At 70.8% G+C, this 15,909-nt stretch carries 13 protein-coding genes; all 13 read right to left on the bottom strand.

Translation table 11 applies throughout. The annotated features are described in order from the left end of the window. Positions 1–106: 106 nt before the first annotated feature. Positions 107–2,059, bottom strand: a complete 1,953-nt coding sequence (locus tag EV279_RS12330) for a cell wall-binding repeat-containing protein (protein ID WP_133543880.1) — start codon at positions 2,057–2,059, stop codon at positions 107–109. Positions 2,060–2,281: 222 nt separating this feature from the next. Further along, complete coding sequence (locus EV279_RS12325) at positions 2,282–3,856, bottom strand: Rieske 2Fe-2S domain-containing protein (RefSeq protein WP_133543878.1); 1,575 nt, start codon at positions 3,854–3,856, stop codon at positions 2,282–2,284. A 77-nt stretch (positions 3,857–3,933) separates the two neighbouring features. Beyond that, entirely contained in the window at positions 3,934–4,344 is a 411-nt protein-coding gene (nusB, locus tag EV279_RS12320) for a transcription antitermination factor NusB (protein WP_133543876.1), read from the bottom strand. Positions 4,345–4,372: 28 nt separating this feature from the next. Next, positions 4,373–4,933: an elongation factor P gene (gene efp / locus EV279_RS12315; protein WP_133543874.1), complete on the bottom strand. Its 561-nt coding sequence runs from the start codon at positions 4,931–4,933 to the stop codon at positions 4,373–4,375. Between the two features lie 151 nt (positions 4,934–5,084). After that, a complete protein-coding gene (gene aroQ / locus EV279_RS12310) occupies positions 5,085–5,543 on the bottom strand; it encodes a type II 3-dehydroquinate dehydratase (RefSeq protein ID WP_133543872.1) in 459 nt (152 codons plus the stop codon). A gap of 32 nt (positions 5,544–5,575) precedes the next feature. Continuing rightward, positions 5,576–7,159 (bottom strand): MFS transporter, encoded by a 1,584-nt coding sequence (locus tag EV279_RS12305; RefSeq protein ID WP_133543870.1) that lies wholly within the window; start codon positions 7,157–7,159, stop codon positions 5,576–5,578. 121 nt (positions 7,160–7,280) lie between these two features. Further along, positions 7,281–8,369 carry a 3-dehydroquinate synthase gene (aroB, locus tag EV279_RS12300; protein WP_208109528.1) on the bottom strand — a complete coding sequence of 363 codons (1,089 nt, stop codon included), beginning with the start codon at positions 8,367–8,369 and terminating at the stop codon, positions 7,281–7,283. Further along, positions 8,370–8,879, bottom strand: coding sequence for a shikimate kinase (locus tag EV279_RS12295; protein ID WP_133543868.1), 510 nt, complete (start codon positions 8,877–8,879; stop codon positions 8,370–8,372). It abuts the gene before it with no gap. After that, a complete protein-coding gene (gene aroC, locus EV279_RS12290) occupies positions 8,876–10,117 on the bottom strand; it encodes a chorismate synthase (RefSeq protein ID WP_133543866.1) in 1,242 nt (413 codons plus the stop codon). Before aroC ends, EV279_RS12295 begins: the two co-directional genes overlap by 4 nt. Positions 10,118–10,121: 4 nt before the next feature. After that, a complete protein-coding gene (locus EV279_RS12285; protein ID WP_133543864.1) occupies positions 10,122–10,988 on the bottom strand; it encodes a shikimate dehydrogenase in 867 nt (288 codons plus the stop codon). Continuing rightward, positions 10,958–12,775: an endolytic transglycosylase MltG gene (mltG, locus tag EV279_RS12280; RefSeq protein ID WP_133543862.1), complete on the bottom strand. Its 1,818-nt coding sequence runs from the start codon at positions 12,773–12,775 to the stop codon at positions 10,958–10,960. The genes EV279_RS12285 and mltG overlap by 31 nt, the downstream gene beginning before the upstream one ends. A gap of 2 nt (positions 12,776–12,777) precedes the next feature. Next, positions 12,778–13,251, bottom strand: coding sequence for a Holliday junction resolvase RuvX (gene ruvX, locus EV279_RS12275; RefSeq protein WP_133543860.1), 474 nt, complete (start codon positions 13,249–13,251; stop codon positions 12,778–12,780). Next, on the bottom strand, positions 13,248–15,908 hold the full coding sequence (alaS, locus tag EV279_RS12270) for an alanine--tRNA ligase (RefSeq protein ID WP_133543858.1): 2,661 nt from the start codon (positions 15,906–15,908) through the stop codon (positions 13,248–13,250). Before alaS ends, ruvX begins: the two co-directional genes overlap by 4 nt. Position 15,909 lies beyond the last annotated feature (1 nt).

Raw genomic sequence — 15,909 nt, 5'->3', positions numbered from 1 at the left:
TTGCTGTGGTCCCCCCGAGCCTACCGGACCACGGTGCCGGAACCGTCGCGCGCCGACCGGTGCCGCACGGGCCTCTGCTCTCCGGCCCGCCTCGCGCGCGCCGCGCTCACCCGCGGATGAAGGACAGGCCCGTCAGCAATCTGACGTCCCACGTGACGTGGTCCTGCGGGGCGTACAGATGAGTGGAGATCGTCCCGGCCGCGACGTCGATCTGGTTGAGCCTCACCGGGTTGTTCGTGTTGGAGTGCACCGTCTGCAGCAGATATGCCACACGGTTGCCCTTCGCCGTCGTGACGACGCGCGACGCGGCGATCCCGACGTGTCCGCTCGTGACGATCTTCACGTTGGTGTACGGCGCGACGAGGCGATCGTAGATGTACTGCGGCGACGAGTCGCCGTACTCCCACTTGGTCTGCGATCGCCCTGCTCCGTCGATGAGGGCGTCGCCGCTCAGGTAGCTGTGGGTCTGGATGATGACGTTGTGCCCCGGGTGGGAGGCGATGACGCTCTCCGCCCATGACACGACGGCCCCGCGGGGCCACAGCTCGAGGTTCAGAACGAGCCAGCGGGCACCCTCCGCATCGAACACCGAGTACGTGTTGTCGACCTTCCCGGTCTCGAACGCTCCGGCGAGTGCCGCGTAGTCCGACGGGCGCCAGAACGTGTTGAAGGTCGTCGTCACGCGCTGATACTCGTACGTCCGGGGCGCGTCGCGCGCGGAGCCGCCGACGCCGGTCGCCAGCGTGTCGTGGTTGCCGATGCTCAGCTGGTACGGGATGCCCGCCTGGTTCAGCGGATCGGTGGCTGCTCGGGCGATGACGTACTGGGCGTGATCGTCGGTGTCCCAGTTCACGACGTCCCCCGTGTGGGAGACGAAGCGCAGGTCGAGCGCGGATCGGTGGGCGACGAGCCACTTCGATCGGTCGATGAAGCGCGAGCCCGCCCACGCGAAGACCTCCTGCTGCGTGTCGGGATAGATCGCGTAGGTGAACCAGCCATCGCTCGTGCTGGAGGACCCGTTGGCGTAGGCGGACAGCTGTATGCGGACGGCGTCGCCGACACGGTCGCCGCGACCGAGGACCACGATCTTCGCAGGCTTCAGGCGGGCCAGCTCTGCGCGGACGGACGCAGGGAGAGTGTCGGGAGCGGTGAGCAGGACCGGCCCGCGCTGGGCACCGGCGGCGGCGCCGCCGGCGAGGGCGTCGGGGAAGCCCGTGCCGGTGGCGACGTAGGCGATCGGCACGCCGGGCGCGAACGCGCTCGCGCTGAGCGCCGCGGCCGTGGCGTACCGGTCGCCGCCGGCGATCCTCGACACCGACCCCGTGGTGTACGACGTCAGCTGATTGCGCACGGTGTCGCTCACGCGGTCGCCACCGCCGAGCACGACGATCCTCGCCGGCTTGAGACGGGTCAGCTCGCCGCGGACGGACGAGGGCAGTGTGTCGAAAGCGGTGAGCAGGACGGGCCCCCGCTGCGCGCCGGCGGCGGCGCCGCCGGAGAGCGCGTCGGGGAAGTCCGAGCCGGTCGCGATGTACGCGATCGGCACGCCGGCTGCGAACGCGCTCGCACTGACCGCCGCGGACGTGGCGTAGCGGTCGGGGCCGGCGATCCTCGACACCGGCCCCGTGGTGTACGACGTCAGCGCACCCATCACCGCGTCCCCCACGCGGTCGTCGCCGCCGAGCACGACGATCTTCGCCGGCTTGAGGCGCGTCAGTTCCGAGCGGACCGACGTGGGCAGCGCGTCGGGAAGGGTGAGCAGTACCGGTCCGCGCTGCGCTCCCGCGGCGGCGCCGCCCGCCAGGGCGTCGGGGAAGTCCTCGCCGGTCGCGACGTAGGCGATCGGCACGCCGGGCGCGAAGGAGCTCGCACTGAGGGCCGCCGCCGTCGCGTACCGGTCTGCGCCGGCGATCCTCGGAACCGGGCCGGACGGCGAGGGCTCAGCCGCCGAGGCGACGGAGGATCCGATCTCAGCGCCCGAAGCGGGCGTACCGCCGACCGCGAGCGACAGCGCCGCGATCACCACCGCCAAGCGCACCACACCACGACGTGCCCGCATGCCCGCCTCCCCAGGAACTGACCCGAACAGCACCGACGAGTTGAGGCTTCCCCTGATGCGGTCAGAGGCGACTCATCCGGCATGCTACCGCGGCGGCTGGATCGGGGTCAGCCTTTTTTCGTCGCGACGCCCGCGGGGCGGCTCAGGGCCGAGTTGCCGGGACGGGCAGCGGAGATGGGCTCCCCGACCGAGCGGAGGGGTTCGGAACCACCGGGATCGGCCTTACGCGGCGGGCTGATCGGCGGCGGGAACGGCGTCCTCCTCGACGAGCGAGGCGCGGATCGGGTGCCCCTGCGAGGTGAGGCACTTCCCGGACGCGAGGTCCCACTTCCAGTCGTGGAGGGAGCACGTGAGCACGCCGTCCTCGATCTTGCCGGTCTTCGAGAGATCGGCGCGCAGGTGCGGGCACCGGCGCTGCACCATCCACTCGCCGAGCTGGGCGTCCTCGGTCTGGTCGGTCTGCTCGGCGTACCAGTTCTCGACGTACTCGATGCGGTCCCGCGACAGGCACTTCAGGAAGGTCGTGAGGAACTCGTTGAACTTGCCGCTGCGTCCCACCTCGAACTGCATCGACAGGAAGATCGAGTTGGACCAGTCGATCTCATGGTCGGCGATGTTCGTCGAGACGAGATCGGCGGGGATCGTGTACCAGTAGACGCACTCCTCGCCCGCGTACTCGCGGACCTTGGCCTTCGGGAAGTCGACGACCATGTCGAGCTCGCCGATGCGGAACCGCACGTTCCCGCCGACGCCGTTGCGTATCGTGCGGGCACGGCGAAGCAGGGGCTCCCACCACTCCTTGATCGCGGCGAGCATCTCGTCCGGCGGCAGGACGGGGGCACGGGATGCCTCCTCGGCGCGGATCTCGTCCTGACGGGAGTTCTGCTGCTCGGCGAGATACGCCCACTTGTCGTCGAAGATCCGGTCGATCTCGGCATCCGTGTACAGCGTCTGGGTCACCGAGAGCTCGCCGCCGGCGATCTCGACGACGGTCCCGGGAAGGAACTCGTAGCCCTTCTGCTCGGGGCGCACCTCGCGCATGTGCGCGAGGAACTCCCGCTGGTCCGTGAAGATCGCGTCGCCTGCGAGGCCCTGGCCGTTGTACTTGAAGAGCTCTTCGCGGAGGAACATGGGCGGTCCCGCCATCGGGAAGACGTGCTCGGCATCCACCTTCTCGATGTAGTACATCGCGCGCTTGTTCTGCGCGTCACGCTTGAGCTTGGCGAAGTTCTGCTTGGACTCCTGCGGCAGGTCGTAGACCATGGGCCACCAGATCGCGCCGGAGACCTGCGTGAAGTACGCCTCGGGCTTGGAGAACGACATGAGCCTGTCCAGATCGAGCGGATGCGAGTCGTTCTGATTCAGGATGCTGGCGGTGCCGTCGTCGACCGACAGCGAGGAGTCCCCGATCGGGCCGTCGCTCGGCGCCCGGAGCGGAGTGATCATGACCTTGAGCGGGCCGAACTCCAGCGGCACGCCCGCCTGCGTGTAGACGATGTTGTCGTAGCCGGCCTTGCGGAGATCCTGCTCGAGGTCGTCGGTCGGGTATTCGGGGAGCAGCACCGCGATGGACTTCGGCACGACGCGCTCCATGAGCGCGGGGTCGAAGTGGTCGCGGTGCCGGTGCGAGACGTAGAGGAAGTCGGCGTTGCCGTACTTCTCCCAGTCGAGCCCGCGGTTGTCGGGGAAGGGGAACCAGGAGCCGAAGAAGGTCGGTCCGATCACCGGATCGCACAGGATGCTGCCGCCCGCCGTCTCGATGAACATGCCCGCGTGGCCGAGGCCCGTGATGCGCATGGTCTCTCCTTTCCGTCTTCGAGTGTAGGCACCGCCCGGGGTCGTGCCCGAGGGTGCGCGCCGGGAAGCCGATCGTGTCAGGATGCGCGGGCGATGCGCGCCAGCACCCCGTGCACGAACGACCCGGAGTCGTCTGTCGAGAACTCCTTCGCGAGCTCGACGGCCTCGTCGATCGCGACCGCGGTCGGCACGTCGTCGTTGTAGAGGATCTCCCACGAGCCGATCCGCAGCAGGGCGCGGTCGACGGCGGGCATCCGCGCGAGCGACCAGTCCTTGGCGAAGGTCGTGATCTGCTCATCGATCGCGTCGCGGTTGTCGATCACGCCGTCCACGATCTCGCGCGCGTAGAGCCAGGACCCCTCACGCGCCGGCTCGCTCGCGGCGCGCTTGGCCTCGGCGGCGAGGATGGATGCCACGTCCTCGCCGCGGACGTCGGCCTGGAAGAGGATGTCGAGCGCGCGCTTGCGCGCCTTCGTACGGGCACTCATCAGACGGTGGGAACGGACGCCGCCGCGGTCAGTTCACGCGACCGAGGTAGTCGCCCGAGCGCGTGTCGACCTTGACCTTCGTGCCGGTCTCGAGGAAGAGGGGGACCTGGATCTCGTAGCCCGTCTCGACGGTCGCGGGCTTCGTGCCGGCCGACGAGCGGTCGCCCTGGAGGCCCGGCTCGGTGTAGGTGATCTCGAGGACGACGGATGCCGGGAGCTCGATGTAGAGCGGGTTGCCGTTGTTCAGCGCGATCTGCACCTGCTGGTTCTCGAGCAGGAAGTTCTTGGCGTCGCCGACCGTCGCCGCCGGAACGGTCAGCTGGTCGTAGTCGGCGACGTCCATGAAGACGAAGCCCTCTCCGTCGTTGTAGAGGTAGGTGAAGTCACGGCGGTCGACGTTCTCGATCTCGATCTTCGCGCCGGCGTTGTAGGTACGATCGACGACCTTGCCCGAGACGACGTTCTTGAGCTTCGTGCGGACGAACGCGCCGCCCTTGCCGGGCTTGACATGCTGGAACTCGACGACGCTCCAGAGCTGTCCGTCGATGTTCAGGACGACGCCGTTCTTGATGTCTGCGGTCGATGCCATGGCTGAAGGAGTTCCGTTCGTGAGGGTCTTCGGGCGGAGGCCCGACGTTCGATTCTAGTCTGCCGGTCCGTGCGACTTCACCGGACGGCCGGGACGCCGGGTTCCACCCGCGGTCTCGGGCTTCGGATGAAGGCTCACAGCCCCACCCGGGTCAGTTGTCGGTGAGGCCCGTGACCACGCGGATGAGCCGCTCGACCGCGGTGGCGTAGCCGGCGACGCCCTCCCCCACGACGTGCACCACGGCGACGTCGGCGACGTACGAGTGGTGACGGAACTCCTCGCGGGCACGCACGTCGGAGATGTGCACCTCGGCGACGGGGAGCGCGACGGCCGAGAGGGCGTCGCGCAGCACGACCGAGGTGTGCGTGAGGCCCCCGGGGTTGATGACGATCCCCGCGCAGTCCTCCCGCGCGGAGTGGATCGCGTCGATCAGGACGCCTTCGTGATTGCTCTGCACGGCTCGCAGCTCGAAGCCGCGGGCGGCCGCGGCATCCGCTGCGATCCGCTCGACGTCGGCGAGGGTGGCGGTGCCGTACACGTCGGGCTCGCGCGTGCCCAGGAGGTTGAGGTTGGGTCCGTTGACGAGCAGGAGGCGGCGCGGCGACGGCATGACCGCACCCTACCAGCCGCCCCGAGCGTGGCTCAGACGGTCGCCGCGGGGTCCTGCGCGGTGTCCTCCGCCCGATACCGCTCGAGCAGCTCCTTCTCGCGGTCGCGCTTCGGGAAGAGGAAGAAGACCAGGACGGCGCCGACCAGCACCGCGACGATGCCCGCGAGGTAGGCCCAGTCCTGACCCTGGAGGAACGAGGTCTTCGCGGCCTGAGTGATGGCGTCGGCGTACTGCGGGTACTGCTGCGCCACCGTCTCGGCGCTGGCGAAGGACTTCTGCAGCTGCGTCTCGACGCTCGCGGTCACGTCGGAGGCGTCCTGCGAGGACGAGATCTGGCTCGCGAACGAGGCGGCGTACCCGGCGGTGAGCAGGGCACCGAGGATCGACTGCATGATCGCTCCGCCGAGATCCCGCTGCAGGTCGGCTGTACCCGACGCCATGCCCGCGCGCCTGACCGGCACCGCACCCGTGAGCGAGTGGGATGCCGGGGTGCCGGCGAGGCCCACGCCCGCGCCGACGAAGGCGTATCCCAGCCCCACCATCCAGTACGGGGACCCCTCGTTCCACAGCAGCAGCATCGTGACGAATCCGAGGAGGACCGCCGCGTATCCGATGAGAAGCGTGAAGCGCGCGCCTCGCGACTCCACGAGCTTCGCCGAGCGCGGCGCGAGGAGCACCATGAAGACCGCGGCAGGGAGGATGGCGAAGCCCGACTCGATCGTGGAGTAGCCGAGCACGTTCTGAAGGAACTGCTGGCCGATGAACATCGCGCCCATGAGCGAGCCGAAGACGATGATCCCGGCGACCGCCGCGACCCAGAAGATGCGGCGTCCCGCGATGTGGAGGTCGTAGAGCGGGTTGCGGGCCCGGCGCTGGCGGAGGAGGAACGCCCCGAGTGCGGCGAGGCCGATGATGCTGAGGCTCAGCACGAGCGTTCCCGCGTCGGGGACGCTTGCGAAGTTGATGGCGAGGATGACGGCGCCGACCAGGACGGCCGAGAGGATGCCGCCGAGGTTGTCGACGGGATCGGTCGCCTCGTTGACGTGGCTGGGTATCACCCGGATGATCAGGGGGATCGCCACCACGATCAGCGGGATCGTCACCAGGAAGACCGAGCCCCAGTCGAACACCTCGAGGAGCGAGCCCGAGATGAGCGGGCCCAGCGCCGAGATCGCCCCGCCGGTCGCCGACCACAGGGCGATCGACCGCGTGCGGGCCGGACCCGACCAGAGCGCGGTGATCAGCGCGAGCGTCGTGGGGTACGCCATGCCCGCCGCGATGCCGCCGATGATGCGGGCGATGATGAGGACGTCCACGGTGGGTGCGAAGGCGGCCAGCAGGCAGGCGGGCAGCGAGATGGAGACGCCGAGCAGCAGCATCATCTTCCGGCCGTAGCGGTCGCCGAGCGCGCCGAGCCAGAGCACGGATGCCGCGAGCCCCAGCGAGTAGCCGACCGCGACGAGATTGAGCTCCGTCTGAGACGCGTCGAAGGCGAGGCCGATATCGGGAAGCGCGACGTTCGCCACCGCGAGCGGCAGGTTCGCGACGGCCGCGACGAGGATGAGGGTCGTGAGGACGGCGCCCGCACGCGCGGGCTTCGTCGACGTGTCGGTCATGGCGAGCGACCTCCTCGGGTTCGCGGCGCGCACCCCCGCGCCGCCGGAACCGATCCTGCCGAGGCGGCGGTGGCCGCGCCACCCTCCTCGCCCGCTCCGGGTGATCACGGGCGACTCGGCGTCAGCCGGCGACCTCCTGGTAGGCGGCGAACAGGAGCGACTCGTCCGGCGCCTGCAGCACGGTCGGGCGCGCGATGTCGTCGAGCACGATGAAGCGCAGCATCCCCCCGCGGCTCTTCTTGTCGCGCTGCATCGTCGCGAGCAGCTGCGGCCACGCGCCGGCGCGGTAGGTCGTCGGCAGGCCGAGAAGGGTCAGGATGTCGCGGTGCCGCAGGGCCGCCGCATCCGGGAGCCGCCCCGCCAGGCGCGAGAGCTCGGCGGCGAAGACCATGCCGACCGAGATCGCGGCTCCGTGACGCCAGCGGTAGCGCTCGGCGTGCTCGATCGCGTGGCCGAGCGTGTGCCCGTAGTTGAGGATCTCGCGCAGCCCCGCCTCGCGCAGGTCCTCCCCCACGACGCGCGCCTTCATGTCGATGGCGAGCTCGATCGAGCGGCGGAAGGCGTCGCTTCGCGGGTCGACGGATGCCTCGGGGTCGGCCTCGACGAGATCGAGGATCTCGGGCGCCCAGATGAAGCCCGCCTTGACGACCTCGGCGAAGCCCGCGACCCTCTCGTTGTGCGACAGCGTGTCGAGGAGATCGAGGTCGCACAGCACGGCGCGCGGTGCCCAGAAGGCGCCGACGAGGTTCTTCCCCTCCGCCGTGTTGACGCCGGTCTTGCCGCCCACGGCGGCGTCGACCATCGCCAGGACCGTGGTGGGGACCTGCACGACTTCGACGCCGCGCAGCCACGTCGCCGCGACGAAGCCCGCGAGATCCGTCACCGCACCGCCGCCGAAGCCGACGACGGCGTCGGTGCGGGTGAAGTCGGCCTGGCCCAGAACCTGCCAGCAGAACGCCGCGACCTCGATGCGCTTGCCCTGTTCGGCATCCGGGATCTCGGCCAACAGCACCTCGCGATCGCCCCTGAGCGCCTCGCGCAGGCGCTCGGCCTGCTCGGCGAGCGTCGGCGGGTGCACGACGAGGACCTTCCGGGCCGCGGGCGGCAGCTTCTCGCCGAGGAGCGGGAGGATGCCGCGCCCCACCGTGATGTCGTAGGGGGCGTCGCCCGACACCGGGATCGTGGTCGGGTCGGGCACTTCGTCTCGCATCTATGTCTCCTTGTCGGTCGAGCGGGCCCAGGTCGCGATGGCCTCGACCACGTGCTGCAGCGGGCCGCTCGACGTGTCGAAGGTCACGTCGGCGAGGTCTTCGTAAAGGGGCCGGCGCGCGGTGTAGATCTCGAGCCAGCGGGCCGCGGCATCCTCCGCCTGGAGGAGGGGGCGCTCGGTGTCGCGGATCCGTCCGGCCACCACGTGGGGCTCCACCGTGAGGAGCACGACACGGTGGTGCGCGAGATCGGCGCGCGTCTGCGCGTCGAGCACGGCGCCCCCGCCGAGCGAGACGACTCCCCCGGTCTGCAGGCCCTCCTCGACGGCGGCGCGCTCGAGCGCGCGGAAGCGCGCCTCTCCCTGGATCGAGAAGATGTCCTCGATGGGGCCGTGCGCGCGCACGACCGCGATGTCGGTGTCGAAGAAGCTCACGCCGAGCGCCTTCGCCACCTTCCGTCCGATGCTCGTCTTGCCCGCGCCCATCGGGCCGATGAGGACGAGCGCCGTCATGCGTCGGCGAGGGCGGAGTCGCTCTCGGCGCCGAGCCCGGCGTCGCTCGCGTGGGTCGTACGCAGGGTCGCGGGAATCGCAGCGAGGTAGCCCTCGAGGTTGCGGCGCGTCTCGCCGACGCTGTCGCCGCCGAACTTCTCCAGCACGGCCTCCGCCAGGACGACCGCGGCCATCGCCTCGGCGACGACGCCGGCGGCGGGGACCGCGCACACGTCCGACCGCTGGTGATGCGCGGCGGCGGTGTCGCCGGTCGCGACGTCGACCGTCCGCAGCGCGTGCGGCACGGTCGCGATCGGCTTCATGCCGGCCCGCACGCGCAAGACGGTCCCGGTCGACATCCCGCCCTCGGTGCCGCCCGCGCGGTCGGACGCCCGCGCAATGCCGTCGGTCGTGGCGAAGAGCTCGTCGTGCGCCTGCGAGCCGCGACGGGTTGTCGTGAGGAAGCCGTCGCCCACCTCGACGCCCTTGATCGCCTGGATGCTCATGAGCGCCTGCGCGAGCCTGCCGTCGAGGCGGCGATCCCAGTGCACGTGCGACCCGAGCCCCGGCGGAAGCCCGTACGCGAGCACCTCGACGACGCCGCCGAGCGTGTCGCCGTCCTTGCGGGCGGCGTCGACCTCGGCGACCATGCGGACGCTCGTGCCGGCGTCGAAGCACCGCAGCGGGTCGGCGTCCAGCGCCTCGACGTCGTCGGGAGCCGGCAGCGCGGCGTCTTCGGGCACGCGAACGGGACCGATCGAGAGCGTATGACTCACGAGCCGGATGCCGAGCTCGCCGAGGAACGCCCGGGCGAGCGCGCCGAGAGCGACGCGGGCGGCGGTCTCGCGCGCGCTCGCACGCTCGAGGATCGGACGCGATTCGTCGAAGTCGTACTTCTGCATGCCGACGAGGTCGGCATGACCGGGGCGGGGGCGCGTGAGGGCGGCGCCGCGGCCCCGCGACTTCTCGGTGAGGTCGACGGGCTCGGCGCTCATGACCTCGACCCACTTCGGCCACTCCGTGTTGCCGATGCGCAGCGCGATGGGGCTGCCGAGGGAGAAGCCGTGGCGCACCCCGCTCGAGATCGTGAGCTCGTCCTCTTCGAACTTCATGCGCGAGCCGCGCCCGTAGCCGAGCTTGCGGCGCGCGAGATCGGCCTGGATGGCGGCGCGCGAGATGGGGACGCCCGAAGGCAGGCCCTCCATGATGGCGACCAGTTCGGGACCGTGCGATTCGCCGGCCGTGAGCACGCGGAGCATTGATCTAGTCTCCCACGACCGCTTCGCGCATCGCGGCGAGCACGGAAGACTCGTCATCGAGGGGAACATCCGGGTCGCCGGCCGTGAAGATGCGGATCTGGAGGAGGGCCTGGTGCAGCAGCATGCCGAGCCCCGACATCGCACGGGCGCCCGCGCGCTCCCAGGCCGATGACAGGGCGGTCGGCCAGTGTCCGTACACGACGTCGAGGAGGAGCCCGCCGGAGCCGGCGAGCGCGTCGGCCGCGGCATCCGTCACCTGCGCGTCACCCGGCAGCGTCGCGATCGTGACGGCTACGGGGGCATAGGCGGAACGCGCGAAGTCGACGACGGTCACGACGACGCCGAGCCGCTCCCCCAGCTCGCGCAGCGGATCGGCGGCGGCTCGGCGCCGCGCGACCACCTCCACTCGCTGCGCCCCGAGCTCGCCGAGGGCGACCAGCGCGGACGTCGCGGTGGCGCCGGCGCCGACGATGCGCGCGCGGTCGACGGCCGGGAGGCCCTCGTCGCCCAGGGCGCGGACGATCCCTCCCACGTCGGTGTTGAAGCCGAGCGGGCCCGCGCGGTCGAGGAGGAGCGTGTTGGTCGCGCCGGTCAGGGCGGCGCGCCGGTCATTGGAGCGCGCTGCGGCGAAGGCGACTCCCTTGAGCGGCATCGTGAGCGACAGCCCGCGCCACGACCCGTCGAGAGAGGCGAGCTGCGCGGCGAACTCGGCCTCGTCGACCTGCCGGCGCCCGTAGGTCCAATCGCGCCCGAGCACGCGATAGGCGGCGGCATGCAGCTCGGGTGAGCGACTGTGCGCGATGGGATCGCCCCACACCTCCAGCCGGCTCGCGTCGGCGCTCAGCACTTGCCCGGGTTGTCGGAGCACCACTGCTGCCACTGCTTGACAGCCTGCTCATGCTCCGCCCCGGTCGTCGTGAAGATCGTCTCCCCGCTGTCGGGGTTCACCGTCACGAAATACAGCCACGGGCCGTCGACGGGGTGCATCGCCGCGTCGATGGCCAGGTCGCCCGGGTTGGCGATGGGACCCTTCGGCAGACCCGGATGCCGGTACGTGTTCCACGGGTTGTCGTCGTCGAGCGCCTCCTGCGACGACGACACCGTGCCGTCGTGCATCTCGCCGAAGCCGTACTGCGCCGTCGAGTCCATCTGCAGGTACCCGAAGGTCTGGTCGTTGGTCGGAGCCAGCCGGTTCTCGATGACGCGGGAGACCTTGTAGAAGTCGTCCTCGAAGCGCGCTTCGCGCTGGATGATCGACGCCACCGTCAGCACCCGCTGCCGGTCCTCGGCAGGGACTCCCGCGGTGTCCAGCGACTCGATCGTCCGGTTGACGAGGGTCTGGATGACGTCGGTCGGCGTGGCTCCGGGGTCGAACGTGTACATCGCGGGGAAGAGCCAGCCCTCGAGGCTGTCGGCCGGAACACCGAAGGTCGCGGGATTCGCCGCGGCGGCCTGGAACTCCTCGAGCGGCATGCCGAGGCTCTCGGCGAGGATGGGCAGCGTCTGGTCGACGGTGAGCCCCTCGCGGACGAGAGCGGAGTTCTCGAGCTTCGACGCCGGGTCCTGAAGCGCCGTGAGGGCGGCGTCGGACGTCATCTTCTGCTGCAGCCGATAGACGCCCGGGTAGAAGGTGGGGTTCTGTCCGGTCTCGACGAGCATGTCGTAGAAGGCCTCGGGCGTCTTGGTCACGCCCGCGTCGTACAGCGTCTGAGAGATCGTCCCGCCGGTGTCGCCCTGAGAGATCGTGACGAGCGCCTCGCCGGTCGCCTGGCCCGCCTCGTAGTCCTTCGGCTCCTCCCAGCCCATCAACTCGCGGATCTGGTCCTCGTAGGTGTTCCACACCCACAGGCCCCCCGCGGCGATGCCACCGAGGAAGAGCAGCACGATCGCCAGAGCGATCCATCCGCCGACGCGGCGCCGGCGCTTGTTCGCGGGTGGCGGAGCGTGGCCGAGGTCGTCGGACGAGCTGCGACCGGTGAAGAGGTCCTCGAGGCTCGCCTGCGAGGCGACGGAGCGGGGCTCGTCGGCGGGCGTCATCGACGACGCGTCGCGGGGTGAGGCATCCGTCATCATGACGTCGTCGAACGTCGTCGCGGGGAGGACGGCGGTTGCCGGAACCGGCGCCCGATCGGCCGGCGCCCGATCGACCGGGGCCGGATCGGCCGGCGCGGGATCGTCCGGCGCGGCGTTCTGGACGGGCTCGTCGGGCTGGTCCGCGCCCGCTGCGGCAGCGCCTGCGGGGACCTGACCGGTGCGCGCCGCCTCGGCGGCAGCGGCTTCGCGCGCGGCCCGGCGCGAGAGCGGGGCGCCGGCGTTCTCCGTCCGCTCCGAGCCGGCATTCGGCGTGCCGGCCGATTCGTCGGGCTGTCGCGGAAGGGATGCCCCGGGGGCGATCGGCTCTCGCGAGGGCGAAGCGGACGCGGGTCGCTCTCCAGGGGACGTCACGGCGGATGCCGTCGCCGATCCGACGGTCGGAGCGGGGCGTGTCGTCGTCGTGAGCGGCCCGTGCACGAAAGCGCCGGCCTCGTCCGGTCCGGGGACCAGGGGCGCCGGCGAGCGCCGGGGTCCGGGAAGTGCGCCGTCGCGGGTCCGCGGATCGGGCAGCTTGCCGAACAGATCCGCGAACGGATCGTCGAACGGCGACGGCGAATCGGGCATTGTCAGGCGTGCTCCTGCTCCGGGGGTACGGGGAATCCGGGAGGACGCCCCGTGCTCTTCTCGACATCGAGAGCCTGCTGCAGCAGCACCACGGCGGCGACCTGGTCGACAATCCTACGAGACTCGCGCTGAGTTCTGCCCGCACCCCGCAGCGCCGAGTGCGCCGAGACGGTGCTGAGCCGCTCGTCGACAAGCCGGACGGGAACGGTGGATGCCTCGGCGAGCGCCTGGGCGAACGCGCGCGCGTCCGCGGTCGAGGGGGTGTCTCCCCCGTTCAGGCTGATCGGCAGACCGACGACGAATTCGAACACCGCGTGCTCGTCGCCGATCGCGAGGAGCCGGGCGATCGAGGCATCGTCGCGCGCCACCGTCTCCACCGGCGTCGCGAGGAGGCCGTCCGGGTCGGAGCGCGCGACGCCGACGCGGGCCCTGCCCACGTCGATGCCGAGGCGCACCCCGCGTCGGAAGTCCGTCACGCCGCTCCGAGGGCGTCTCTGACCGCCGCGAGCGCGGCCGGCAGTGCCGAGGCATCCGTCCCTCCGCCCTGGGCGACGTCGTCGCGACCACCGCCGCCGCCGCCGAGCGCCGCGGCGGCGGTCTTCGCGAGGGCGCCGGCCTTGGCGCCGGCCGCGCGGGCGGCGTCGTTCGTGACGGCCACGACGACGGGGCGTCCGGAGACCTCGGCGCCGAGTGCGACGACCGCGGCGTCGGAGCCGAGCCGGTCGCGGACCTGGAGGGCGAGCGAGCGCACGTCGTCGGCCGACGTCGCCGACCCGAGCGACTCAGCCACGACCCGGTACGAGCCGATCTGCGACGCGCTCCTCGCCAGCTGCGGCAGGCGGTCGGCGAGAGCGCGGGACTCGAACGCGGCGATCTTCTTCTCGGCCGCCTTGAGGCTCGCCTGGAGCTCGGCGATGCGCGCGGGAAGCTGGTCGCGCGGCGTCTTGAGCGTCGCGGTCAGCTGCGACACGATCGCCCGCTCGGCGGCCAGCGACCGGAAGGCGTCCAGGCCCACGAGGGCTTCGACGCGCCGGTTCGAGGCGCCGACGGACGACTCGCCGACGAGGCTGATGAGCCCCACCTCCGAGCTCGTCGCCACGTGGGTGCCGGCGCAGAGCTCGCGCGACCAGGGACCGCCGATGTCGACCATGCGCACGGTGTCGCCGTACTTCTCGCCGAAGAGCGCCATGGCCCCCGCGGCTCGCGCCTCATCCAGCGGCAGGACCCGCGTCGTGACCTCGAGGTTGTCGCGGACGGCGTTGTTGGCGATCTCCTCGATCTCGGACTTCGTGGCGTCCGACAGCGCCTGACCCCACGAGAAGTCGAAGCGCATATACCCGGCGCGGTTCAGCGAGCCGGCCTGGGTCGCGGTCTTGCCCAGCGTGTCGCGGAGGGCCGCGTGCACGAGGTGCGTGGCGGAGTGCGCCTGCCGAGCGGCGCGGCGGTTCACGGCGTCGACGACCGACGTCGCGGGCTGCCCGACGCCGACCTCTCCCGACGAGACCTCGACGGTGTGGCTGACGAGCCCGGGAACGGGCTTCTGCACGTCGAGCACCTCGAGCTCGAATCCCGGGCCGACGATGACGCCCTTGTCGGCGACCTGACCGCCGGACTCGGCGTACAGCGCCGTCTCGGCGAGGATCACCTCGGCGATCTGTCCCGCCGACGCGCGGTCGACCGAGACGCCGTCGACGAGGATGCCGAGCACGCTCGACTCGGTCTCGAGGTCGGTGTAGCCGGTGAAGGTCGTCTCGCCCTGGGCACGCAGGTCGCGGTAGACGCTCGTATCGGCAAGCTGCCGCTTGCGCGAGCGGGCATCCGCCTTCGCCCGGGCGCGCTGCTCCTGCATGAGCGTGTCGAACGCGGAGCGGTCGACGGTCAGCCCGGCCTCCTCGGCGATCTCGAGCGTGAGGTCGATGGGGAATCCGTAGGTGTCGTGCAGGAGGAATGCCTCGGCGCCGGCGATCGTGGTGCCCCCCTCGGCCTTCGTCTGGGCGAGCGAGTCGTCGAGGATCGTCTCCCCGGCCGCGAGGGTGCGCAGGAACGTCGCCTCCTCCGCGAGGGCGTACTGCGAGATGCGGGCCCAGTCGTCGGCGACGACGGGATAGGCGTCCTTCATCGCGTCGCGCGAGGCGGTGAAGAGCTCGGCGAAGGTCGGGCCGTCGACGCCGAGGAGCCGCATCGAGCGGATCGCGCGGCGCATGAGACGGCGGAGGATGTAGCCGCGGCCGTCGTTCGACGGCGTCACACCGTCCGACAGCAGCATGAGCGAGGAGCGCACATGATCGGCGACGACGCGGAAGCGCACGTCGTCCTCGTGGTTCGCGCCGTACGTGCGGCCGGACAGGGCGACGGCGCGATCGAGCACGGGGCGCACCTGGTCGGTCTCGTACATGTTGTCGACGCCCTGCTTGATGAACGCGACGCGCTCCAGGCCCATGCCGGTGTCGATGTTCTTGGCGGGAAGCTCGCCCACGATGTCGAAGTCGTACTTCGACCGCACGTTCGTGATCTCGTACTGCATGAACACGAGGTTCCAGATCTCGACGTAGCGGTCGTCGTCGGTGGCGGGACCGCCGTCGATGCCGTACTCGGGTCCCCGGTCGAAGAAGATCTCCGAGCAGGGGCCGGCGGGACCCGGAAGGCCCGTGCTCCAGTAGTTCGTGTCCTTGCCGAGGCGCTGGATGCGGTCCTCGGGGAGGCCGGTGAGCTTCAGCCACAGATCGTGGGCCTCGTCGTCCTCCTCGTAGACCGTGACCCACAGGTCCTTCGGGTCGAAGCCCAGTCCGCCGTCGGCATCGGAGGTGGTCAGCAGCTCCCACGCGAAGCGGATGGCGCTCTCCTTGAAGTAGTCGCCGAAAGACCAGTTTCCGAGCATCTGGAAGAACGTGCCGTGGCGCGGCGTCTTGCCGACCTCTTCGATGTCGTTGGTGCGAAGGCACTTCTGCACGTCGGCCGCGCGCTGATACGGGGCCGGCACATCGCCGCTCAGGTACGGGATGAACGGCACCATGCCGGCCACGGTGAAGAGCAGGGCCGGGTCGTCGGTGACGAGGGACGCCGACGGGACGATGGTGTGATGGTTCTTCTCGAAGTAGTCGAGAAAGCGCTGCGCGATCTCCGCGGTCTTCATT

The sequence above is a fragment of the Microbacterium sp. BK668 genome, assembly GCF_004362195.1.
Classification (GTDB): Bacteria; Actinomycetota; Actinomycetes; order Actinomycetales; family Microbacteriaceae; genus Microbacterium.
The sequence above is the reverse complement of the archived record's forward strand: the minus strand, read 5'-3'. Positions and strand labels throughout refer to the sequence as shown.